The following is a 20,337-nucleotide window of genomic DNA, read 5'->3' on the forward strand; positions in this document are numbered from 1 at the left end:
CCTGTGGCGCGAAATTGTGGGGGCGAATTCATTCGCTAACCGGACCGCAGGTTCGGCCTGCGGGGCCTCAGGGGGCAGCTGCGCTGCCCTTGGCGAATGAATTCGCCCCTACAAGGGATTGCGCCACCCTTCAATTTCCCCGCTCGTACCGTTCCAGGGTTTCACTGGCAATCTGCCGGCCAAGTTGGATCAGCTCCGGCGCCTTGTAGAACTCGAAGAAGCGGCACACGCGCTTGGGCACGTTGATCAGGATGTCCGGCGGGTAGCCGGCGATCTTGTATTGGGCCAGGGACGTCTGCATCACCTCGAAGCTCTGGTTGACCAGGTCCAGCAGCGAGGCCGGGCCGACACTGGCGATCACTTGCGAGCCGCTGGCGGACCTGGGCGCGCCTTCGGCCAGCGGGGCGGCGGCCGGTTGCTGCATCTGTGGTGCGGCGTTCTCCAGCCAGGGGTTGCCGCCAGGCAGGCTCTCCGGGTCGAGAAGGCCGTGCGGCTCGTCATCGCCGCGCTTCCAGAAGGGCAGCCGCGAGCCGAGGGAAGCCATCAGCAGGTCGACGCGGCTCTTGATCGCGGGCGGCCGCTCGATCACCGGCAACTGATAATCGCGTTGGGTCGTGGCGTTGAGGTTGACGGCGATGATCAGGTCGCAATGGCTGGAGACCACCGGGATGATCGGCAGCGGGTTCAGCAGGCCGCCGTCCACCAGCATGCGGGTGCCCTGGACCACTGGGGTGAAGAGGCTGGGAATGGCCGCCGAGGCGCGCATGGCCTGGTGCAGGCAGCCTTCCTGGAACCAGATTTCCTGCTGGTTGGTCAGGTCGGTGGCAACGGCGGTATAGGGGATGCGCAGGTCCTCGATGTTCACCTCGCCGACTATGTCGCGGATGCGCCCGAAGACCTTCTCGCCGCGGATGGCACCGAGCCGGAAGCTGACGTCCAGGAGGCGCAGCACGTCCAGATAGTCCAGGCTTTCGGTCCATTCGCGATAGTGGTGCAGCTTGCCTGCGGCGTAGATGCCACCCACCACAGCGCCCATGGAGCAGCCGGCGATACAGGCGATGTCATAGCCGCGAGCCTCGATCTCTTCGATCACGCCGATGTGCGCGTAGCCTCGCGCACCTCCCGAACCCAGCACCAGTGCAACGCGTTTGCTCATGCGATTTCCCCCGCCAACTGAGCTTCGACGATACGCCCGCCAGCGGGGTGCCGCCAAGGCGCGCCATGCCTGCGCCAGAGCCGGTCGTCGGTGGCTGTCGATCAGTACACGGAGTTGAATCTTCCGGGTACCCGACCGTCTATCGAAACACTAGACTCTGTCGATCTTCACCACGGGAGTTTTATCGATGAAAGCCTGGATCAGCCTGCCCCTGATGGCCCTGTTGCTCGTCGGTTGCGCCGGCAAGACGGCCCACCGCGACAGTTGCGCCACGGAACTTGATGCCGCCTGGAAGGAACTGGACCTGGCCAAGGTCGAAGGCTTTTCCGGCACCGTGAGCTATTCCAAGGCCCTGAGCCTGCTCACCGCTGCCAAGACCCAGCAGCAGTTCGAAAGCTTTGAAGGTTGCACCGAGAAGGCCGAGAAGGCCCGTTTCTACATTGGTGAATCCCGCGCTGGGCGGTAAGCTCGCTCTCGCCGCCTGCCGCTCGCCACATCAGGGCGAGGGGTGGGCAGCCCGAGTCCTTTCCCGCCGATAACGCCCCGGCGTCATGCCCCTCCAACGCTTGAACGCATGCAGGAAGTTGGACACCTCGCCGTACCCGAGCCGATCTGCGATCTCCTCCAGGCTCAGCCCCGTGGAGGCCAGCAGTTCTTCGGCCAGCGTCTGCCGTACCTCGTCCTGAAGCAGCCGAAAGCTGGTCCCCTCCGCCTCGAGCTTGCGCCGCAGGGTGCGTGAGGTCAGGTGCAGTTCGTCAGCCAGCCGCTCCATATCCGTCGCTTGCCCGGTCCGCGCGAGCAGGAGGTCGCGAACGCGCCCGGCAAAGCCGCCGCGCTCCCTTCGGCGTGCCAGGAGGATGCGGCATTGCTCTTCGCAATGTTGCGCTACCTGCGGGTTGGCACCCGGTAGGGGAAGGTCGAGCAGCCGGCGGGGAATGATGATGCGGTTGTCCGCGGCAGCGAATTCCGGCGTCAGGCCCAGCAGGTCCCGGTAAGGCGCCGCATCGGCCGGTGCCGCTATGCGGAAACGGGCGCCCATTAGCGGCAGCTTGGCGTTGGTCAGGTCACGCTGCACGCTCAGCGCGCCGGCCACATCGCGTTCGAGGAGGAAGCTGCGCAGGTCTTCCGGCACATCCTCATCGTCGAACACCAGGTGCGCCTCTTCCCCGACCTCCACCAGGTATATGCGGTGGAAGGCATAGGTCAGGTCCAGGTAGCGCAGGCCGAGTTGCGCGGCGCTGCGGTAGTTGGGGCTGCTGAGCAGCGCGAAGCCCCAGATGCCATAGGTGTTGAGGCGGTAGCGCTGGCCCGCCTCGAGCCCTGCGCCCGGGAGGTGGCCAAGGCCCTGGGCGATATTGCGCAGCAGCTGCAGTTCCTGGCTGGCGGCGACTTCGGCGCCGGGGTCGGCGAGCAGCCGCCAGTCGAGCCCGGTCCCGGCCAGGCACTGCTCGACGGTCAGGCCGTGGTCGAGGCCGAACTGCGTCATCAGCTGCACGCTGATGGCGCTGCGTCGCGCGGCCCAGTGGGGTGGCTGAGGCATGGGTGGAAACCTGTCCGAATTTCACAATTTGCTGTCCGACTATGCCATAACGCGATGCGGCGTGGCGCTCTAGGATTCTCCCTACCGCGCAATCCTTCGGGAGGGCGTGGACATATCCATGGGAGAGAACAATGCATAAGAATCCCGAGCATCCCGCGCCTTTGCACGTGCTGATCATCGGCGCCGGCTTCGGTGGCCTGGGCCTGGCCATCCAGCTGCAGAAGGCCGGCATCGAAGACTTCCTGATCCTGGAAAAGGGCAGCGAAGTGGGCGGCACCTGGCGCGACAACAGCTACCCCGGCGCGGCCTGCGACGTGCCTTCGCACCTCTATTCCTTTTCCTTCGAACCCAAGGTTGACTGGTCACGCAAGTACGCACCGCAGGAAGAGATCTTCGCCTACCAGCGCCATTGCGCGGACAAGTACGGCCTGCGCCGGAAGATCCGCTTCGGCAGCGAGGTGACGGACGCCGAGTTCATTGAAGCCAGCGGCCTCTGGCACGTGAGCACGCGGAGCGGCGAACGCTTCAGCGCGCGTGCCCTGGTCAGCGCCTGCGGCCAGTTGAATCGCCCGGCCTGGCCGCGCATTCCGGGGCTGGACGGTTTCAAGGGCGAGCTGTTCCACTCGGCGCGCTGGAACCACGGCTATCCGCTGGAGGGCAAGCGCGTGGCGGTGATCGGCACCGGCGCCAGCGCCATCCAGTTCGTCCCGCAGATCGCCCCGAAGGTCGCGCGGCTGCAGCTGTTCCAGCGCTCGGCGGCCTATGTGATCCCCAAGCCCGACCGCACTTATCGGGCCTGGGAACTGGCGCTCATGCGCCGCCTGCCGGGCCTGCAGAAGCTGGATCGGATGCTCAAGTACTTCCAGCACGAGACGCGGGTGCTGGCCTTCTCGGTGTTCCCGTTGCTGATGAAGCTGATGCGGCTGAAGTTCAACCGCCACCTGGCGCGCGGCATCCCGGATGCCGCGCTGCGCAAGCGCCTGCAGCCGGACTACCCATTGGGCTGCAAGCGCATCCTGATATCCAACGACTTCTACCCGGCCCTGGCGCGGCCCAACGTGGAGGTGATCGACGGCGGCATACGCGAAGTGACGGATGACGCCCTGGTCACCGCCGACGGCCAGCGCCATGAGGTGGACGCCATCATCCTCGGCACCGGTTTCACCGCCACTGACTTCCTCGCCCCGATGAGCATCCGCGGGCTGGCCGGGCGCGACCTGAACCAGGCCTGGCGGGAAGGCGCGGAGGCCTACCTCGGCATCAGCGTCAGTGGCTTTCCCAACCTGTTCATCCTCTACGGACCGAACACCAACCTGGGCCACAACTCGATCATCTACATGCTGGAGAGCCAGTTCCCCTATGTCCTGGACGGCATCAAGGCGCTGGGCGAGCCGGGGCTGCGCTACCTCGACCTGAAGCCCGCCGTGCAGCGCTCCTACAACCAGCACCTGCAGCGACAGGTGCGCCACACCATCTGGGAGCAGGGCTGCAGCAGCTGGTACAAGACCGCGGATGGAAAAAACACCAACAACTGGCCCGGTTTCACCTTCACTTACCGCCAACTGACCCGTCGCCTGGAGCTGGACCACTATGAATGCACCCGTTGAGTTCACTGCCCCGGAACCGGGCCAGGAATTGCTGCGCACGACCCTGCGCGGCGCCTTGCGCCTGCTGTTCCGTGGCTTGATGCGGCCGCCCGTGCCAGTGGCCATGCAGCGTCTGGTGCTGCGCGCGCTGACCGCCAGCACCCTGGCGCCACGCGGCCTGGTGCGCGAACCGGGGCGGCTGGCCGGGCGACCCTGCGAGTGGTACCGGCCCCAGGGCGGTAGCCATGTGGTGCTGCTCTACCTGCATGGCGGCGCCTTCATCACCGGCTCGCCGGCCACCCACCGCGCCATTACCGCGAATCTCGCCAAGCGCGCCGGGGTGGCGGTTTGCGCGCTGGACTACCGGCTGGCGCCGGAGCACCCCTTCCCCGCCGCGCGGGAGGATGCCCTGGCCGCCTACCGCGAACTGCTGGCGGCGGGTTTTCCGGCGTCGAGAGTCGTCATCGGCGGCGACTCGGCAGGCGGCAACCTGAGCCTGATCACCGCCCTGGAGATCAAGCGCCAGGGCCTGCCGCAACCGGCGGCGCTGCTGTGCTTCTCGCCGGTCACCGACCTCAGCGGCAGCCGCCAGCATCGGCCGGCGGCGGGCGACCCGCTGATCCATCCGGCCTGGGTGGAGCAGGCGATGGATCTGTACTGCCCACCCGGCTTGGATCGCCGCGATCCGGCGCTGTCGCCGCTGTTCGCCGACCTTTCCGCCCTGGCACCGATGCTGGTGCAGGTGGCAGAGGACGAGGTGCTGCGCGACGACAGCCTGCATCTGGCCGAGCGGGTGCGCGCGGCCGGCGGCTGGGTGCGGCTGGAGCGCTACCCGGGCCTCTGGCATGTGTTCCAGGCCCACGCCGGGCTGTTGCGCACGGCGGACCAGGCCCTGGCCAGCGCGGCGGACTTCATCTGCAAGCGTGTGGACGAGGGGGCCTGAGATGGACAACATCCTGATTACCGGCGCCGCCTCCGGCATCGGCGCGGCCACCGCCCGGTTGTTCCATGAGCGCGGCTGGCAGGTGGGTCTGATCGACCTCAACCCTGAAGCGCTCGCGACCCAGGCCGCCGCCTTGGGCGGCGTGTGGCACCGTGCGCTGGACGTCACCGATCTCGCCGCCGTCGAAGCCGCCCTGGCGGACTTCTGCGGCCGACACGGCGGCCAGCTGCGGCTGCTGTTCAATTGCGCGGGCGTACTGCGTTTCGGCCATTTCGAGGAGATCGGGATGGCCGAGCATGCGCGCATCCTGAACATCAATGTGCTGGGGCTGGTGCAGGTGACCCACGCCGCTTTTGCCTACCTCAAGGCCACCCGTGGCGCCCAGGTCATCAACATGGGGTCGGCATCCGGCCTGTATGGCACGCCGCACATGGCCAGCTATTCGGCCTCCAAGTTCGCCGTGCGCGGCTTCACCGAGGCCCTGGAACTGGAGTGGCGCGGCCATGGCATCCGCGTCGGCGACCTGATGCCGCCCTTCGTGCGTACGCCCATGGTCAGCAGCCAATGCTTCGAACCGCCGGTGCTGCGCCGCCTCGGGGTGAATCTGGACGCTGAGGACATAGCCCGGGCCGCCTGGCAGCAGGCGCAGGGCGCGGCAGTGCACCGGCCGGTGAGCTGGCTGTTCCGGCTGATGTACTGGTCCGGGCAGGTGTCGCCGGCCTGGGTGAGCCGGGGGATCATGAAGGCTCTCAGCGGAGTTTAGCCGTCTCCCGGATGGGGGGAGCTTGATGTAGGGGCGGGCGCTACTACGTGGCACAACCTGGGCGTGGCCGCAGCCGTCACCCAGCAAGGATGCTCGCATGACCCCGCTCTTCGCCTATGCTTGTCTCGCGCTGTCCCGGCTACTGGTCGGCGGCAATATCGCCGTCGGCAAGCTGGTGCTGTCCATCGCCCTGGCGGTTTTGTCGAGCAAAAGGCCAATTTACTGGCGGATCAGGCACGAACGCCGCCTGTCGCCACTTTTGCGTCAATTTGTCCAACCGGTCGGCAGACCTGCCGCTCTGGCGCTACCCTGCAGAATGAAAGCTGCACGATCACTCTACGAGTGAATCAGTGGCCGGGTCCGCGCGGGGCCCGGTCAGAGTCTGGCGCTGTGTGTCTTCAGGGCTGGCTCGGGGGCGGCACTGCATGGTGTCGCGAAGCCGGACCCCCCGGCTTCTCGGAAAGCGGAACAAAGCGGAACAAGCGGAAAAAATCATCCATCGCTAAGAGGAGGTCGTTTCATGAGCACAGCCTTCCACGATGATGTCAGCAGCAATCTCCTGCGCCGCATGAAAGAGGGCGGGTTCGATTTTGCCCGTGTCCATCCGATTGAGTTCTACGCCATTTTCCCCGATGAGGACCGGGCGCGAATGGCAGCGAAAAACTTCCGTGGCGAGTCCTTGAATGCCCAGGTATCGGTTCGCGCCGATGGGGCCTGGCACCTGCAGGTGAGCAAGGTCATGTATGCCACTCATTCTGGAATCGGTGATTTCGAGCACGACCTGGAGGCCCTGGTGGTTCCCCTGGGCGGCGTGCTCGACGGTTGGGGCGTGACTCAGGAAGTCGCCGTCACTCAGCCTTGAAGCAACCCCGGTTCGTGGCGGCCGGCCCGCCGCGAACCGGGCATTCCGGACAAATTCCCGGCTGCTTTCTCCTTCCCCCCTCTGGCTCGCAGAGCCGACGCAGAAACATAGACTTCCTTTACTCGACCTCGGCATGGCCTTTGCCTCAGACTCCGCCAACGGAGGGGAACCCATGACCGACATCCTGATATTGACCCACGCGGATTTCTGCCCGCCCGGCTACCTCGCCGCCGTGCTGGATCGCGAGCAGCGCGACTTCACCGTGCTGCGCGCCGACCAGGGCGAGCTGGAGGGCTATGACCTGGACCGGCCCAAGGCCGTGGCCATCATGGGCGGGCCCATGAGCGTCAACGACCCGTTGCCCTGGATCGGGGCGGAGATCGACGCACTGCGGCACTTTATCGCGCGCGATGTGCCCATGATCGGCCATTGCCTGGGAGGCCAGTTGCTGGCCCGCGCCCTGGGCGCCTCGGTGCACCGCATGCCCTATACCGAGATCGGCTGGCAGCCGCTGGAAAAACGCGCCCAGGCTAGCGACAACCCCTGGCTGGAGCACCTGCCGAGCGAGTTCTCCATTTATCAGTGGCACAGCGACACCTTCGACCTGCCCGATGGCGCCCAGTGGCTGATGGACAGCCCCTGGTGCCCCAACCAGGGCTTCTCATTGGGCGACCGGCTGCTGGCCCTGCAGGGCCACCCGGAGATGACCGAGGACCTGGTGCGCCTCTGGCTGACCGACTGGGCCCACCTGCTGGATGAAACCCAGCCCAGCCAGCAGGCCAGGGCACGCATGCTCGACGACCTGCCTGCCAAGGTGGCGGTCTTGAACCAGGTGGCGGAAGGTTTTTACCGGCGCTGGTTGGACCTGGCGTTTTCCTGATGCTTTTCCTGTGGGGGCGAATTCATTCGCTAACCGGACCGAAGGTTCGGCCATCGAGGTTACAAGGGGGCAGCTGCGCTGCCCTCAGCGAATGAATTCGCCCCCACAAGGCCCCCTGAGGCTTGTGTAGGGTTCAGTGCCGGATCATCACATGCCGCACCACCGTGTAGTCCTCCAGGCCGTACATGGACAGGTCCTTGCCATAGCCGGACTGCTTGAAGCCGCCGTGGGGCATTTCGTTGGTGAGCATGAAGTGGGTGTTGATCCAGGTACAGCCGTATTGCAGGCGCGAGGCCACGGCGGCGGCGCGGCCTATGTCGCGGGTCCAGACCGATGAGGCCAGGCCGTAGTCGGAGTCGTTGGCCCAGCGCACCGCTTCGTCCACGTCGCTGAAAGGCGTGACCGTGACCACCGGGCCGAAGACTTCACGCTGCACGATCTCGTCATCCTGTTTCGCATGGGCCACGACCGTGGGCTCGTAGAAGAAGCCACTGCCGGCTACCGCCTTGCCGCCGGTGGCGATCTGGATGTGCGACTCCGCGCGGGCACGGTCGACGAAGCCGGCCACCCGCTCGCGCTGGCTCTGGGTGATCAGCGGGCCGAGTTCGGTCGCCGGGTCGTTCTGCAGGCCGGTCTTGAGGCTGGACACCGCAGTGGCCAGGTCGGCCACGAAGTTGTCGTAGATCTTCTTGCCGGCGTAGATGCGGCAGGCGGCGGTGCAGTCCTGCCCGGCGTTGTAGAAACCGAAGGTGCGGATCCCGGCCACCACGTCGGCGATGTCGGCGTCATCGAATACCAGCACCGGCGCCTTGCCGCCCAGCTCCATATGGGTGCGTTTCACGCTCTCGGCGGCGCTGCGGATGATGGCCTTGCCGGTGCCCACCGAGCCGGTGAGGGAGACCATGCGCACCAGCGGGTGCGACACCAGCGGGCTGCCCACGGTCGGGCCGCGGCCGAGGACGATATTGACCACTCCCGGTGGCAACAGCTCGTTGATGAAGTCGGCCAGGCGCAGGGCGGTCAGCGGGGTCTGCTCGGAGGGCTTGAGCACCACGGTGTTGCCGGCGGCGAGCGCCGGGCCGAGTTTCCAGGCGGCCATCATCAAGGGGTAGTTCCAGGGCGCGATGGAGGCGATCACCCCAATCGGGTCGCGGCGGATCATCGAGGTGAAGCCCGGGAGGTATTCCCCGGCCGCCGCACCGGTGAGGCAGCGGCTGGCGCCGGCGAAGAAGCGGAACACGTCGGCGATGGCCGGCAGCTCGTCGTTCAGCGCGGCGGCATAGGGCTTGCCGCAGTTGTCCGATTCGAGTTTGGCCAGCTCTTCAGCGTGGCCTTCGATCTTGTCCGCCAGTTTCAGCAGCAGGGTGGCGCGGTCCCTCGGGGAGGTCCGGGCCCAGCCTTCGAAGGCGGCATGGGCGGCGCGCACGGCGGCGTCCACCTGGGCCTCGCTGGCTTCGGGAATTTTCTCCAGTACCGCACCCGTGGCCGGGTTGAGCACGTCCAGCGCCTCGCCCTCGCCAGGGATCAGCTGGCCATTGATCAGGAGTCTGGTTTGCATGGATCGGTCCTCGCTTGAATGCCGTTGATTCCCTCTCCCGCTTGCGGGAGAGGGTTAGGGTGAGGGTGGCGGAGTGGGGCTGTGCTGCGTGGTCAAGCCGAGCCTCGTCACCCTCTCCCCGGCCCTCTCCCTGGAAGGGAGAGGGGGTGGGTTCTGCAGTGGGGGAATATCACTTCCCACCTCCCGCCACCGTCTCGGTCCCGCGCGTCAGGTAATAGGCGCCGAGGATGGGCAGCATGGTGACGAGCATCACCAGCAGCGCCACGACGTTGGTCACCGGCACGTCGCGGGGGCGGCTGAGCTGGCTGAGCAGCCAGAGGGGCAGGGTCTGTTCGTGGCCGGCGGTGAAGGTGGTGACGATGATCTCGTCGAAGGACAGCGCGAAGGCGAGCATCCCGCCGGCCAGCAGGGCGGTGGCGATGTTCGGCAGGATGATGTAGCGGAACGTCTGCCAGCCGTCGGCGCCCAGGTCCATGGAGGCTTCGATCAGGCTGTGGGAAGTGCGGCGGAAGCGGGCGATCACGTTGTTGTAGACGATCACCACGCAGAAGGTCGCATGGCCCACCACTATGGTGAAGATGCCGGGCTCGATCCCCAGGGTCTTGAACGCCGAAAGCAGGGCGATGCCGGTGATGATCCCGGGCAGGGCGATGGGCAGGATTAGCATCAGGGTGATGCTCTCCTTGCCGAAGAAGTCGCGGCGATAGAGCGCGGCCGCGGCCAGGGTGCCGAGCACCATGGCCAGCGCGGTGGCCAGGCAGGCGACCTTGACGGACAGGATGATGGCCTGCAGCACGTCCTCTCGCCCGCCGACAACGGCGAACCATTCCAGGGTGAAACCCTGCAGCGGGAAGCTGTAGGCCGACTCCTCGGTGTTGAAGGCGTAGAGCAGGATCACCAGGATCGGGAAGTGCAGGAACACCAGCCCGCCCCAGGCCGCCAACCGCAGCCCCCAGGACGCTCGCTCAGAGTGCATCGAAGGCCCCCAGCCGTTTGGCGATGGACAGGTAGATGGCGATCAGCACGATGGGTACCAGGGTGAAGGCCGCCGCCAGCGGGATATTGCCCACCGAGCCTTGCTGCACGTAGACCATGGTGCCGATGAACAGGCCGCTGGGGCCCACCAGCTGCGGGATGATGAAGTCGCCCAGGGTCAGGCTGAAGGTGAAGATCGAACCGGCCACCACACCGGGGAAGGCCAGCGGCAGGATGACCTGGGCGAAGGTCTGCCGAGGCCTGGCGCCAAGGTCGGCCGAGGCCTGCAGCAGCGAGGGCGGCAGGCGCTCCAGGGAGGCCTGGATAGGCAGGATCATGAAGGGTAGCCAGATGTAGGTGAAGACCAGGAAGCGCCCCAGGTGCGAGGTGGACAGGGTGTTGCCGCCCAGGCCCGGCAAGGTCAGCAGGCTGCCCAGAAGACCCTCGAGGTGCAGTTGCTGGATCAACCAGTAGAAGATCCCGCCCTTGGCCAGAATCACCGTCCAGGCGTAGGCCTTGACGATGTAGCTGGCCCACATGGGCAGCATCACGGCGATATAGAAAAAGGCCTTCTCCCGAGGGGAGGCAAAGCGCGCCATGTAGTACGCGATGGGGAAGGCCAGCACGGCGCTGGCCAGGCTCACGGCGATCGCCATGGTCAGGGTGCGCAGGATGATGTCGTAGTTGGCCGGGTTGAACAGGGCGGCGTAGTTGGCCAGGGTCAGGGCTGGCGTCACCGCCATGGTGAAGTCGTCGAAGGTGTAGAAGCTCTGCCAGAGCAGGACGAATAGCGAGCCTACGTAGACCACGCCGAACCAGAGCAGGGGCGGCGTCAGGAGCAGCAGCAGGTAGAGGGTGGAACGGCGGTAAAGCAGGCTGGAGAGCCCGCGCAGCGGTCCGCTCCGGTGGCTGGCGATGACGGCGTTCATGGCCTACTCGCTGAGCGCGACCATCGCGCTGCGTGCCCAGCAGGCCTGCACCTGCTGGCCGGGTTGTGGGCGCGCCTTGTCCTGCTCTTCGCCGTTGGGCAGGCTGATCGCCAGGCGCCCTCCGCCGTCCAGGGTGAGCTCGTAGCGGCTGCTGGCGCCGAGGTATTGCACGTCGTGCACCGTGGCGTTGACCTGCAGCTCGCCATTGGCCGCGCTGCCGAAGCGCACATGCTCGGGGCGCAGCGAGAAGGCGCCGACACTGCCGGTGAGGCGCTGGGCCAGGTCGCCATGCAGGACATTGGCGGTGCCGACGAACTCGGCGACGAAGCGGGTACGCGGCTGGCGGTAGAGGTTTTGCGGACTGTCGACCTGCTCGATGCGACCCTTGTTGAACACGGCCACCCGGTCGGACATCGACAGCGCCTCGCCCTGGTCGTGGGTGACGAAGATGAAGGTGATGCCCAGTTGGCGCTGGAGCTTCTTCAGCTCCACCTGCATCTGCTCGCGCAGCTTGAGGTCCAGCGCGCCCAGCGGCTCGTCCAGCAGCAGCACGCGCGGGCGGTTGATCAGGGCACGGGCCAGGGCCACGCGCTGGCGCTGCCCGCCGGAGAGCTGCGCGGGTTTCCGGTCGCCATAGCCGGGCAGGGCGACCATCCCGAGGGCCTCCTCGGCACGGCCCAGGCGCTCGGCCTTGGCCACGCCTTTCACCTTCAGGCCGTAGGCGACGTTGTCGCGCACGTTCATGTGCGGGAACAGCGCGTAGTCCTGGAACACGGTGTTGACGTCGCGCTCGTAGGGCGGCAAACCGGCGGCCTCCGCGCCATGGATGCGGATGGAGCCGGAGGTGGGTTGCTCGAAGCCGGCGATCAGGCGCAGGCAGGTGGTCTTGCCAGAGCCGGATGGGCCGAGCATGGAGAAGAACTCGCCGTCGCGGATTTCAATGGATACCCGGTCGACCGCCTTGACCTCGCCGTAGTGGCGGCAGACATCGGTGAACTGGACGGCTGTGGTCATGGGCGGGGCTCCGGAGGGCTTTGAGCCCTCTCCCTTCGGGAGAGGGGTGGGGTGAGGGAAACCTCAGCCGCTCGGCGGTTCAGGGTGATTCGGACCAGCCCCCTCTCCCGCTTGCGGGAGAGGGTTGGGGAGAGGGCAACAGCGCGCGGGGCTGGGCAACCCTCTCCCCCGGCCCCTCTCCCAAAGGGAGAGGGGAGATATCAGCGCCCGCCCATGATCGAGATGTAATCCTGGGTCCACCGGCTGTACGGCACGAATTTCCCGCCTTGAGCCTCCGGGGTTTTCCAGAAGGCGATCTTGTCGAACTGGTCGTAGCCGTTGGTGGCGCAGCCGCCGGAGCCCAGGAGTTCGCTGCTGGTGCAGCCCTTGGCGACCACTGGCAGGGAACCGAACCAGGCGGCCAGGTCACCTTGCAGCTTGGGCTCCAGGGACCAGTTCATCCACTTGTAGGCGCAGTTCGGGTGCTTGGCGTCCACGTGCAGCATGGTGGTGTCGGCCCAGCCCGTGACCCCTTCTATCGGGAACACGGTTTCCACCGGCTGCTTTTCGGCCTTCAGGGTATTGGCCATGTAACCCCAGGTACTGGAGGCGGCCACGCCCTCGTTCTTGAAGTCGCTCATCTGCACGGTCGCATCGTGCCAGTAGCGGTGCACCAGGGCGTGCTGCTTGCGCAACAGGTCGAGGGCTGCGGCGTACTGGGGCTCGGTGAGCTGGTAGGGGTCCTGGATGCCCAGGTCCGGCCTGGCCGACTTCAGGTAAAGGGCGGCGTCGGCGATGTAGATAGGGCCGTCATAGGCCTGCACGCGGCCCTTGTTGCTCTTGCCGTCGGCCAGGTTCTGGGGCTCGAAGACCACGGCCCAGCTGCTGGGCGCCTCCTTGAACAGCGTGGTGTTGTACATCAGCAGGTTCGGGCCCCATTGGTAGGGTGTGCCGAAGTGCTGACCGTTCACCGTGTGCCAGGGGGCGTCCTGGATGCGTTCGTCGAGGTTCTTCCAGTTGGGGATCAGCGCAATATTGATCGGCTGCACGCGCTTGCCAAAGATCAGGCGCAGGGAGGCGTCGCCCGAGGCGGTGACCAGGTCGTAGCCGCCCTTGGCCATCAGGCTGACCATCTCGTCGGAGGTGGCGGCGGTCTTCACGTTGACCTTGCAGCCGGTGTCTTTCTCGAACTGGGTGACCCAGTCGTAGTTCTTGTCCGATTCGCCGCGCTCGATGTAGCCGGGCCAGGCAATGATGTCCAGGGCGCCTTCGGTCTTGCCGAGCTGTTTCAGCGGTTCGGCGGCCTGGGCAGAGGCGATGAGGCAGGCGCAACTGACGGCGAACGAGAGGAACGCGGGTTTGAGCGAAGGCATTGTCGACTCCTGTTGTACATGACGTGCGGAGCCTGTTCGGCGGAACTGCATGCCGTTGGCGGTGCGCTGAAAGCACGCCGAAAAACACGGCGGCTGCTTGCATTGAGCAGCGTAGTTCGGGGCTTTGGGGCTGACAAGGAAGGGCTCGGGTGGCGGTCTGCCAGTGGGTTTTTTGCCCGACTGGGCGGTGGGGAAATGGGCGTTTTTCCTGTAGGGGCGAATTCATGCGCCAAGGGGCGTGAAGCGCCCCCTGCATCACCGAAGGCCGAACCTGCGGTCCGGTCAGCGAATGAATTCGCCCCCACAATAGAGCGGACTCCGTGCACGCTCAGAAACGGATGGTGGCCTCGCCCTTTTGCCAGTTACAGGGGCAGAGTTCGTCGGTCTGCAGAGCGTCGAGCAGGCGCAGGGTTTCCTGCGGGTTGCGGCCCACGGAGAGGTCGTTGACCGAGATGTGGCGGATGCGGTTGTCCGGGTCGACGATGAAGGTGGCGCGCAGGGCCACGCCTTCGTTGCGGTCGAGTATGCCCAGCGCCCCCGCCAGTTCGTGCTTGATGTCGGCCAGCCAGGGGAAGCTCTGCCCCTTGAGGTCCTGGTGGTCGCGACGCCAGGCGAGGTGGGCGAACTCGCTGTCGGTGGAGGCGCCGATCAGTTGGGTGTCGCGGTCGCCGAACGCCTCCAGCAGGTCGCCATAACCCTTGATCTCGGTAGGGCAGACGAAGGTGAAGTCCTTGGGCCAGAAGAACAGCACCTTCCATTTGCCGGGGTAGCTGTCCTGGTTGAGCCGCTTGAAAGCCGTGTCCGGGCCGGGGGCACGTTCCGAGTCGTGGTCCACTGCCAGCAGGTCGAACGCCGGCAGCTTGTCTCCGATGGTGAGCATGGCGGAAATCCCTCGTGGGGCAGACGCAGGCACATCAATGAGGCAAGTATGGAGGGCCGCCGAAGGCGGTGAAACACGACCCGACCATCTTCCCGGCAGTGCGCGATACATGGCCATAGGTCGGATCGCTATAGTCTAAATTCCAAATCGCAACATATGGATAGAACAATCCAGCCCTAGGGGCTGCGTTAGGCCGGTCTAGACTGTCAGTTCCAGGGATGGCGGTGCTTGCGGGCACTGGCCCGTGGAACACCTCGCCGTTGCAATCCGTCAAACCCTTAACCGCCGCCAAACAGGGCGGGGCTGGCTGTTCCTCTCCATGAGTTGCACCAGTCTGGGGCGTGACGACTGCGCGTGAGCTGCAAGTTGTTGAAAAGCAAACAGTTGTTGCGATGGCACGGGGCTTGCGACTGCGCATTAGCCCGTGGCGACAAGGAGTTAGGCATGTCCCGCACTTTTTATGACGAGATGTATGACGCGAGTGGCGAATGCCGTCCGCACTACCGGGAGTTCGCACGCTGGCTGGCTGAAACGCCGCCGGAATTGCTGGCGCAGCGACGCCGCGATGCCGACCTGCTGTTCCACCGCGCCGGTATCACCTTCACCCTCTACGGCGACGAGCAGGGGACCGAGCGCCTGATCCCTTTCGACACCATTCCCCGATCCATTCCCATGAGCGAATGGCGGGTGGTGGAGAAGGGCTGCATCCAGCGCGTCAAGGCGCTGAACCTGTTCCTCGCCGACCTCTACCATGAGCAGCGGATCATCAAGGCCGGGATCATTCCCGCCGAACAGATCCTGGCCAACGAGGGTTACCAGATCGCCATGCAGGGCCTCGACCTGCACCGCGATATCTACGCCCATATCGCCGGGGTCGACCTGGTCCGCGATGGCGATGGCACCTACTACGTGCTGGAGGACAACCTGCGTACCCCCAGCGGCGTCAGCTACATGCTGGAAGACCGCAAGATGATGATGCGGCTGTTCCCCGAACTCTTCGCGGCCCAGCGCATCGCCCCCATCGACCACTACCCGAGCCTGCTGCTGGACACCCTGAAGAGCTCGAGCCCCCTGGAAAACCCCAGCGTGGTGGTGCTGACACCGGGGCGCTTCAACAGCGCCTACTTCGAGCACGCCTTCCTCGCCCGGGAGATGGGCGTGGAGCTGGTGGAAGGGGCCGACCTCTTCGTCCGCGACGACCGCGTGTTCATGCGCACCACCGCAGGTCCGCAGCCGGTGGATGTGATCTACCGCCGGCTGGATGACGCCTTCCTCGATCCGTTGGCCTTCAACCCCGAATCCATGCTCGGCGTACCCGGCCTGCTGGCCGCCTACCGCTCCGGCAACGTGGTGCTGGCCAATGCCATCGGCACCGGGGTGGCGGACGACAAGTCCATCTACCCCTATGTCGGCGAGATGATCCGCTTCTACCTGGCCGAGGAACCCATCCTGAAGAACGTACCGACCTGGCAATGCCGCAAGCCCGAGGACCTGTCCCATGTGCTGGCCAAGCTGCCCGAGCTGGTGGTCAAGGAAACCCAGGGCTCCGGCGGCTACGGCATGCTGGTGGGCCCGGCGGCCAGCGCCGCGGAGATCGAGAGCTTCCGCGAGCGCCTCAAGGCGCGCCCCGAGGCCTATATCGCCCAGCCGACCCTCTGCCTGTCCACCTGCCCGACCTTCGTCGAGCAGGGCATCGCACCGCGCCACATCGACCTGCGGCCCTTCGTGCTCTCCGGCCGGGAGACCCGCCTGGTGCCCGGCGGCCTGACCCGCGTGGCGCTGCGCGAGGGCTCGCTGGTGGTGAATTCATCCCAGGGCGGCGGCACCAAGGACACCTGGGTGGTGGAGGACTGATCATGCTGAGTAGAACTGCCTCCGAACTCTACTGGATGTCCCGCTACCTGGAGCGCGCGGAGAACCTCGCGCGCATGCTCGACGTCAGTTACTCGCTGTCGCTGATGCCACAGGACGGTCGGGGAGATGGCCTGGATGAGCTGGCCATGTCCCTGCTCAGCACCGGCACCCTGGAGCTTTACCAGGAACGTCACGGTGAACTGAACGCTGCGCGCATGCTGCATTTCTTCGCCCTTGATGCCGACAACCAGGCCAGCATCTTCAGTTGCCTGCGTGCAGCGCGGATCAACGCCCACGCAGTGCGCGGACGGATCACCGCGGATATCTGGGAGAATATCAACGCCACCTGGCTGGAGATGCTGAGCATTTCCAACGAGGGGCTTGGCCGCTACGGCATCAGCCGTTTCTGCGAGTGGGTGAAGGAGCGCTCGCACCTGTTCCGTGGTGCTACCTACGGCACCATCATGCGTGGCGAGGCCTACTGCTTCATTCGCCTGGGCACCTTCATCGAACGTGCGGACAACACCCTGCGACTGCTGGACTCGCGCTACGAAATGTTCGGCGAAGAGTCCGAGGAGGTCAGCGATAGCTCCGCCCGCGGCTACTACCAGTGGAGCGCCTTGCTCCGCGCCCTGTCGTCCTACGAGGCCTACACGGAGGTGTACCGCGGCTCCCCCGATGCCCGCCAGGTTTCCGAACTGCTGCTGCTGCGCGCCGACGTGCCGCGCTCGCTGCGCGCCTGCATGGAAGAGCTCAACCTCATCCTCTCCGGCCTGCCAGGCGACAACGGCCGGCCCGCCCAGCGCCTGGCCGCCGAGCTGGACGCGCGCCTGCGCTACACCGCCATCAACGAGATTCTCGAGGGGGGCCTGCACACCTGGCTCACCGACTTCATCCTGTTGGTCCGCCAACTGGCCCGGGCCATCCACAGCTCGTATCTGGAGGCCGTATGAAACTCTCCATCCGCCACGACACCACCTACCGCTATGACGACCAGGTCCGTGCCAGCATCCAGTACCTGCGCCTGACGCCCCAGGAAAGCGAACGACAGCGCGTGCTCAGCTGGCAGCTGACCCTGCCGCGCCCGGTGCGGGCGCAGATCGACCCCTTCGGCAATATCTTCCATGTACTGACCCTGGACGAGCCCCACGAGGCCATCGTCATCAGCGCCCGCGGCCAGGTGGAGATCGACGAGCAGCGCGAGGCCGAGCACGACAAGCAGTCGGCCTTTCCCTTTCTGCGCTTCACACGCCTGACCACCGCCGACGAGGCCCTGCGCGAATTCGCCGCGCTCCAGTGCGGCAACCGCCGCGACCGCAATGGCCTGATCGACCTGATGGAAGCCCTGCATGAGCAAATGCCCTTCAAGAAGGGTGTGACCGGTGTCGACAGCACCGCCGCCGAAGCCTTCGCCGGCCGCGCCGGGGTCTGCCAGGACCACGCCCACGCCTTCCTCGCCTGCGCCCGCAGCCTGGGTATCCCGGCGCGCTTCGTATCCGGCTACCTGTACCAGGGCAACGACCAGAACCTGGCCAGCCACGCATGGGCCGAGGCCTGGCTGGGGGATGCCTGGTACAGCTTCGATGTGACCAACAACCTGGCCCGGCCCGAGCGCCACCTGAAACTGGCGGTGGGCCTGGACTACCTGGACGCCTGCCCGGTGCGCGGCATGCGCCGGGGCGGCGGCGGCGAGCAGATGCACGCCAAGGTCGACGCGCCGCCGCTGCTGGTCCAGGAGCAGTAAAGCGAACAGCCAGGTTCCCCGCGGCGCCGGCCGCTGCTTACTGCCCATGCCCGTTCCTGCGGACGGGCCCGGCGGCCGGACACCAGGCGTGGGGAGTCACAACAAGGAGAATCTGCATGACTTACTGCGTCGCCATGCATCTGGCCGAGGGCCTGGTGTTCGTTTCCGACTCGCGGACCAACGCGGGGATCGACCATATCGCTACCTTCCGCAAGCTCTACACCTTCGGCGTCACCGGCGAGCGACTGATCGTGCTGCAGAGCGCGGGCAACCTGGCCACCTCGCAATCGGTGGTGAACCTGCTCAAGCAACGCCTGAACGGCCCGGGACCCAACCTGCACACTGTGCCCACCCTCTACGACGCCACGGCCCTGGTGGCGGAAACCATTCGCGAGGTCATCGCCCGCGACGGCGTGACACTGGCCGGCAACACCGACCTGACCTGCTCCATGCTGGTGGGCGGGCAGATCGCGGGCAACCCGCCGGACCTCTACAGCATCTATCCGCAGGGCAACTTCATCCAGGCCACCGAAGACACGCCCTTCCTGCAGCTGGGGGAGAGCAAGTACGGCAAGCCCATCCTCGACCGCAACCTGGAGTTCGACACCAACCTGGAGGAGGGCCTGCGCTGCGCACTGGTGTCCTTCGACTCCACCATCCGCAGCAATCTGTCTGTGGGCATGCCGCTGGACCTGTTGGTCTACCACCGCGACAGCCTGATCATCCCGGCCGGCTACCGGGTGACCGAGGAGGACAAGTACTTCGCCGACATCCGCCGCCGCTGGGCCGAGGGGCTGCAGGAGCTGATTGGCGAACTGCCGCCGCCGCCGGTGGAGTACAACGTGTGATGGGCGAATGAATTCGCTCCCCACAAGAAGCACGCCTGCGTAGGTTGGGCAGAGCGCAGCGAAGCCCAACGTGCGGGGCCGAGGCCGGGAGATGTTGGGCTTCGCATAGCTCAGCCGCAACCTACGAGGGTGCCCAGTTTGTAGGGTGGACATCGCTCTTCATGTCCACCAATCGAGGCTCAAACGGGCTCCGATGGTGGAGATCCGCTTCGTGGATTTCCACCCTTGTATCTCGACTATCGCTCTGTGATGGGGCGATAGTTCCCGACTGATCATCGGGGGAGGGTCAGGAAGCCGTTTCCACCCTAAGGCCTCGAGCCAGCAACGTAGATAGTGCTCCTGCCCTCCACACTCACTCGAATAGCTCGAACGGTATCCAGAGCCCACCTCAGGTGAGAGCTCGCATTCACAAGGTCGTGCCGAGTGCAGTGATGATCCTTCTGGAGAGATTGAGGAGTTCGCATGTCCGGCATCGTTGGCATTGACATTGCCAAGCACAGTTTCGATATCGCCACCCAGCAGGCCAACGGCAAGTACCGCACCAAAGCCAAGCTGGCCAATAGCGCGGCGGGTTTTCAGGTACTGCAGGAGTGGCTGCTCAAATACAGCGAACCAGGGGCCTGGATCGTGATGGAGGCCACGGGGACCTACCACGAGGCGCTGGCCGAATACTTCCATGGCTTGGGCTACCGGGTTTGCGTGACCAATCCGGCGCAGATTGCCCTCTATGCCCGCAGCCAACTGCAACGGGTGAAGACGGACCAGGTCGATGCCAAGCTGATTGCCGACTATGGCGCCCGGCACGTGGACGAGTTGCGTGCCTGGCGGCCCGAACCGCCGGCCATCCGCCGCCTGCGGGCCCTGGTACGGCGCCTGCAGGACCTCCAGGAGATTGCCCAGATGGAGCGCAATCGCTTGGACGTCGCCGATGTCAGTGTGCAGGACTCGATTCGTTCGGTGCTGCAACACATCGAACAGCAGATCGCCGAAACCTTGAAGGCGATTCAGGCGCACATTGACGACGATCCCGATTTACGGGGTAAGCGCGACTTGCTGACCAGTATCGACGGCGTCGCGGACAAGACTGCGGCCCTGCTTCTGGCCGAGCTGGGAGACCCGCTGCAATTCAAGAATGCCCGGGCCATCACGGCGTTTGCCGGGCTGAATCCGCAGCTGCGGGAGTCCGGCACCCAAAAGGCCTACGCCTGCATTTCCCGGATGGGCTCCAGCCGACTCCGCGCGGGTCTCTACATGCCGGCCATCGTTGCGCTGACCCACAACCCGGCGATCAAAGCGCTGGGACAACGCCTGCGAAGTCGAGGCAAGGCCGGGAAGCAGATCGTCTGCGCCGCGATGCGCAAGCTGCTGCACATCGCTTATGGCGTCCTGAAATCGGGCCAGCCTTTCGATGCAAAACTGGCCCTTGCGCACTAGGTTCCAAGACGGTATCTAC

General features: G+C 65.7%; 20 protein-coding genes. 12 read left to right on the forward strand and 8 right to left on the reverse strand.

What is annotated here, in order from left to right:
- Window positions 1-130 precede the first annotated feature (130 nt).
- Window positions 131-1,156: a patatin-like phospholipase family protein gene (locus E8F11_RS14755; protein WP_280289575.1), complete on the reverse strand. Its 1,026-nt coding sequence runs from the start codon at window positions 1,154-1,156 to the stop codon at window positions 131-133.
- A 187-nt stretch (window positions 1,157-1,343) separates the two neighbouring features.
- On the opposite strand from E8F11_RS14755, the gene E8F11_RS14760 reads away from it, so the two are divergent.
- Window positions 1,344-1,622 carry a hypothetical protein gene (locus E8F11_RS14760; RefSeq protein ID WP_280289576.1) on the forward strand — a complete coding sequence of 93 codons (279 nt, stop codon included), beginning with the start codon at window positions 1,344-1,346 and terminating at the stop codon, window positions 1,620-1,622.
- A 30-nt stretch (window positions 1,623-1,652) separates the two neighbouring features.
- Here the strand turns inward: E8F11_RS14760 and E8F11_RS14765 are convergent, their stop codons facing one another.
- Window positions 1,653-2,696, reverse strand: coding sequence for an AraC family transcriptional regulator (locus E8F11_RS14765; protein ID WP_280289577.1), 1,044 nt, complete (start codon window positions 2,694-2,696; stop codon window positions 1,653-1,655).
- A 131-nt stretch (window positions 2,697-2,827) separates the two neighbouring features.
- Here E8F11_RS14765 and E8F11_RS14770 point away from each other — a divergent pair, with 131 nt between their 5' ends.
- The 6 genes from E8F11_RS14770 to E8F11_RS14795 all read left to right on the forward strand — a co-directional run bounded on the left by E8F11_RS14770 (window position 2,828) and on the right by E8F11_RS14795 (window position 7,730).
- Entirely contained in the window at window positions 2,828-4,303 is a 1,476-nt protein-coding gene (locus E8F11_RS14770; RefSeq protein ID WP_280289578.1) for an NAD(P)/FAD-dependent oxidoreductase, read from the forward strand.
- Window positions 4,287-5,225, forward strand: a complete 939-nt coding sequence (locus E8F11_RS14775; RefSeq protein ID WP_280289579.1) for an alpha/beta hydrolase — start codon at window positions 4,287-4,289, stop codon at window positions 5,223-5,225. Before E8F11_RS14770 ends, E8F11_RS14775 begins: the two co-directional genes overlap by 17 nt.
- Before the next feature lies 1 nt (window position 5,226).
- The gene (locus E8F11_RS14780) at window positions 5,227-5,988 is read left to right on the forward strand and encodes an SDR family oxidoreductase (RefSeq protein WP_280289580.1); all 762 of its coding nucleotides are present in this window, start codon (window positions 5,227-5,229) and stop codon (window positions 5,986-5,988) included.
- A gap of 97 nt (window positions 5,989-6,085) precedes the next feature.
- Window positions 6,086-6,334 carry a hypothetical protein gene (locus tag E8F11_RS14785; RefSeq protein ID WP_280289581.1) on the forward strand — a complete coding sequence of 83 codons (249 nt, stop codon included), beginning with the start codon at window positions 6,086-6,088 and terminating at the stop codon, window positions 6,332-6,334.
- A 174-nt stretch (window positions 6,335-6,508) separates the two neighbouring features.
- Window positions 6,509-6,850 carry a ribonuclease E inhibitor RraB gene (locus E8F11_RS14790; RefSeq protein ID WP_280289582.1) on the forward strand — a complete coding sequence of 114 codons (342 nt, stop codon included), beginning with the start codon at window positions 6,509-6,511 and terminating at the stop codon, window positions 6,848-6,850.
- Between the two features lie 172 nt (window positions 6,851-7,022).
- A complete protein-coding gene (locus E8F11_RS14795) occupies window positions 7,023-7,730 on the forward strand; it encodes a type 1 glutamine amidotransferase (protein ID WP_280289583.1) in 708 nt (235 codons plus the stop codon).
- A 133-nt stretch (window positions 7,731-7,863) separates the two neighbouring features.
- Here E8F11_RS14795 and E8F11_RS14800 read toward each other — a convergent pair whose 3' ends face one another.
- From E8F11_RS14800 to E8F11_RS14825, 6 genes are all read right to left on the reverse strand, one after another.
- Window positions 7,864-9,288: a gamma-aminobutyraldehyde dehydrogenase gene (locus E8F11_RS14800; RefSeq protein WP_280289584.1), complete on the reverse strand. Its 1,425-nt coding sequence runs from the start codon at window positions 9,286-9,288 to the stop codon at window positions 7,864-7,866.
- A 169-nt stretch (window positions 9,289-9,457) separates the two neighbouring features.
- Window positions 9,458-10,264, reverse strand: a complete 807-nt coding sequence (locus E8F11_RS14805; protein ID WP_280289585.1) for an ABC transporter permease — start codon at window positions 10,262-10,264, stop codon at window positions 9,458-9,460.
- Entirely contained in the window at window positions 10,254-11,192 is a 939-nt protein-coding gene (locus tag E8F11_RS14810; RefSeq protein ID WP_280289586.1) for an ABC transporter permease, read from the reverse strand. Before E8F11_RS14810 ends, E8F11_RS14805 begins: the two co-directional genes overlap by 11 nt.
- Before the next feature lie 3 nt (window positions 11,193-11,195).
- Window positions 11,196-12,206 carry an ABC transporter ATP-binding protein gene (locus E8F11_RS14815; protein WP_280289587.1) on the reverse strand — a complete coding sequence of 337 codons (1,011 nt, stop codon included), beginning with the start codon at window positions 12,204-12,206 and terminating at the stop codon, window positions 11,196-11,198.
- Between the two features lie 200 nt (window positions 12,207-12,406).
- Complete coding sequence (ydcS, locus tag E8F11_RS14820) at window positions 12,407-13,558, reverse strand: putative ABC transporter substrate-binding protein YdcS (RefSeq protein ID WP_280289588.1); 1,152 nt, start codon at window positions 13,556-13,558, stop codon at window positions 12,407-12,409.
- Window positions 13,559-13,886: 328 nt separating this feature from the next.
- The gene (locus E8F11_RS14825; protein ID WP_280289589.1) at window positions 13,887-14,438 is read right to left on the reverse strand and encodes a peroxiredoxin; all 552 of its coding nucleotides are present in this window, start codon (window positions 14,436-14,438) and stop codon (window positions 13,887-13,889) included.
- 444 nt (window positions 14,439-14,882) lie between these two features.
- On the opposite strand from E8F11_RS14825, the gene E8F11_RS14830 reads away from it, so the two are divergent.
- From E8F11_RS14830 to E8F11_RS14850, 5 genes are all read left to right on the forward strand, one after another.
- The gene (locus E8F11_RS14830; protein WP_280289590.1) at window positions 14,883-16,292 is read left to right on the forward strand and encodes a circularly permuted type 2 ATP-grasp protein; all 1,410 of its coding nucleotides are present in this window, start codon (window positions 14,883-14,885) and stop codon (window positions 16,290-16,292) included.
- Between the two features lie 2 nt (window positions 16,293-16,294).
- Window positions 16,295-17,245, forward strand: a complete 951-nt coding sequence (locus E8F11_RS14835) for an alpha-E domain-containing protein (protein ID WP_280289591.1) — start codon at window positions 16,295-16,297, stop codon at window positions 17,243-17,245.
- Window positions 17,242-18,036, forward strand: coding sequence for a transglutaminase family protein (locus tag E8F11_RS14840; protein WP_280289592.1), 795 nt, complete (start codon window positions 17,242-17,244; stop codon window positions 18,034-18,036). Before E8F11_RS14835 ends, E8F11_RS14840 begins: the two co-directional genes overlap by 4 nt.
- Window positions 18,037-18,152: 116 nt before the next feature.
- Complete coding sequence (locus E8F11_RS14845) at window positions 18,153-18,884, forward strand: proteasome-type protease (protein ID WP_280289593.1); 732 nt, start codon at window positions 18,153-18,155, stop codon at window positions 18,882-18,884.
- Between the two features lie 462 nt (window positions 18,885-19,346).
- Complete coding sequence (locus E8F11_RS14850) at window positions 19,347-20,318, forward strand: IS110 family transposase (RefSeq protein ID WP_280287409.1); 972 nt, start codon at window positions 19,347-19,349, stop codon at window positions 20,316-20,318.
- The last annotated feature ends 19 nt before the right edge of the window (window positions 20,319-20,337 follow it).

Source organism: Pseudomonas sp. BN417 (genome assembly GCF_029871205.1).
Taxonomy (GTDB): Bacteria; Pseudomonadota; Gammaproteobacteria; order Pseudomonadales; family Pseudomonadaceae; genus Metapseudomonas.

Coding starts and splice junctions, on each gene's coding strand:
- E8F11_RS14805 (WP_280289585.1), bottom strand. CDS start 10,264: ATGCACTCTGAGCGAGCGTCCTGGGGGCTGCGGTTGGCGGCCTGGGGC.
- E8F11_RS14790 (WP_280289582.1), top strand. CDS start 6,509: ATGAGCACAGCCTTCCACGATGATGTCAGCAGCAATCTCCTGCGCCGC.
- E8F11_RS14810 (WP_280289586.1), bottom strand. CDS start 11,192: ATGAACGCCGTCATCGCCAGCCACCGGAGCGGACCGCTGCGCGGGCTC.
- E8F11_RS14815 (WP_280289587.1), bottom strand. CDS start 12,206: ATGACCACAGCCGTCCAGTTCACCGATGTCTGCCGCCACTACGGCGAG.
- E8F11_RS14765 (WP_280289577.1), bottom strand. CDS start 2,696: ATGCCTCAGCCACCCCACTGGGCCGCGCGACGCAGCGCCATCAGCGTG.
- E8F11_RS14835 (WP_280289591.1), top strand. CDS start 16,295: ATGCTGAGTAGAACTGCCTCCGAACTCTACTGGATGTCCCGCTACCTG.
- E8F11_RS14830 (WP_280289590.1), top strand. CDS start 14,883: ATGTCCCGCACTTTTTATGACGAGATGTATGACGCGAGTGGCGAATGC.
- E8F11_RS14795 (WP_280289583.1), top strand. CDS start 7,023: ATGACCGACATCCTGATATTGACCCACGCGGATTTCTGCCCGCCCGGC.
- E8F11_RS14840 (WP_280289592.1), top strand. CDS start 17,242: ATGAAACTCTCCATCCGCCACGACACCACCTACCGCTATGACGACCAG.
- E8F11_RS14845 (WP_280289593.1), top strand. CDS start 18,153: ATGACTTACTGCGTCGCCATGCATCTGGCCGAGGGCCTGGTGTTCGTT.
- E8F11_RS14775 (WP_280289579.1), top strand. CDS start 4,287: ATGAATGCACCCGTTGAGTTCACTGCCCCGGAACCGGGCCAGGAATTG.
- E8F11_RS14825 (WP_280289589.1), bottom strand. CDS start 14,438: ATGCTCACCATCGGAGACAAGCTGCCGGCGTTCGACCTGCTGGCAGTG.
- E8F11_RS14785 (WP_280289581.1), top strand. CDS start 6,086: ATGACCCCGCTCTTCGCCTATGCTTGTCTCGCGCTGTCCCGGCTACTG.
- E8F11_RS14770 (WP_280289578.1), top strand. CDS start 2,828: ATGCATAAGAATCCCGAGCATCCCGCGCCTTTGCACGTGCTGATCATC.
- E8F11_RS14800 (WP_280289584.1), bottom strand. CDS start 9,288: ATGCAAACCAGACTCCTGATCAATGGCCAGCTGATCCCTGGCGAGGGC.
- E8F11_RS14760 (WP_280289576.1), top strand. CDS start 1,344: ATGAAAGCCTGGATCAGCCTGCCCCTGATGGCCCTGTTGCTCGTCGGT.
- E8F11_RS14850 (WP_280287409.1), top strand. CDS start 19,347: ATGTCCGGCATCGTTGGCATTGACATTGCCAAGCACAGTTTCGATATC.
- ydcS (WP_280289588.1), bottom strand. CDS start 13,558: ATGCCTTCGCTCAAACCCGCGTTCCTCTCGTTCGCCGTCAGTTGCGCC.
- E8F11_RS14755 (WP_280289575.1), bottom strand. CDS start 1,156: ATGAGCAAACGCGTTGCACTGGTGCTGGGTTCGGGAGGTGCGCGAGGC.
- E8F11_RS14780 (WP_280289580.1), top strand. CDS start 5,227: ATGGACAACATCCTGATTACCGGCGCCGCCTCCGGCATCGGCGCGGCC.